1 protein-coding gene and 1 pseudogene are annotated in these 739 nt (G+C 70.4%); one reads left to right on the top strand and one right to left on the bottom strand.

Translation table 11 applies throughout. The annotated features are described in order from the left end of the window. Positions 1 to 115 (top strand): annotated as a pseudogene (locus G3I56_RS44580) (IS5/IS1182 family transposase); the annotation flags it as partial. Here the strand turns inward: G3I56_RS44580 and G3I56_RS42645 are convergent. Further along, entirely contained in the window at positions 78 to 626 is a 549-nt protein-coding gene (locus tag G3I56_RS42645) for a hypothetical protein (protein ID WP_055522471.1), read from the bottom strand. The pseudogene G3I56_RS44580 and the gene G3I56_RS42645 sit on opposite strands and share 38 nt — an antisense overlap. Positions 627 to 739: the final 113 nt, after the last annotated feature.

Raw genomic sequence — 739 nt, 5'->3', positions numbered from 1 at the left:
CACCCGCCTCCTGGCGCGCGACTACGAGCGCCGCACCACCAGTGCCGAAGCGATGATCTACTGGTCGATGATCCTGCTCATGACCCGCCGCCTGGCCCGGCCACACCCGCAGTGAGCGTGAACCGGCCCGGCTCCCGCTCGGCCAGCCAGCCCCGCGCGACCAGGCGTTTCGCCTTCGACCGCAATGCCTCCACCCGCGCCGGCACCACGTCCATGCCGAACACCGCGGCCATCTCCTGGCAGGTCAGCGGACCTTGATGGAGCCGGTCCCGGTCCGCGAGCGCGGTGAGGATGCGCTGATAGTCCACCGACAGCACCGCCCAGGCCAGCCCCTCACACCACACCGGCACCTGCGACTTCGACTTCGCCGCGGTCGGCGCTGACGATGTCTCCTCGGCCTGTCCCATGGCCGGCGCTGTCCCATCGGTCTGGGCGTGGCTTTGCCCGGGCTCGTCCACGGGGGCCAGTACCTCGCCGACCCGCGAGCGGGCGATGGCCCACTCCTGCCATTCCCGCTCGGCCACAGCCAGTTCGGCCTGGATACGGTCGGCCTCCTCCCTCAGCCCATCCACGCGACGGCGGGCGGCGACCTCGCGCTGTTCCAGCAACCCCACGACCGACGGCATCCACGACCTCCACCGCAGCGACGACACGACACGCCACCACTCCCACGGGAACGCCCGCCCTATGCCCGACCAGCGAAAACGCAGTCCTCAAGCCCGGAAAGACAACAGCTACT

Origin of the sequence: Streptomyces sp. SID12488 (genome assembly GCF_010548275.1) — a bacterium.
In the GTDB taxonomy this organism is placed as follows: domain Bacteria; phylum Actinomycetota; class Actinomycetes; order Streptomycetales; family Streptomycetaceae; genus Streptomyces.
This window is presented reverse-complemented; position numbering and strand designations above follow the sequence as displayed.

Excerpts from the sequence above, each read along its gene's own strand:
- G3I56_RS42645 (WP_055522471.1), bottom strand. The coding sequence starts at position 626 with ATGCCGTCGGTCGTGGGGTTGCTGGAACAGCGCGAGGTCGCCGCCCGC.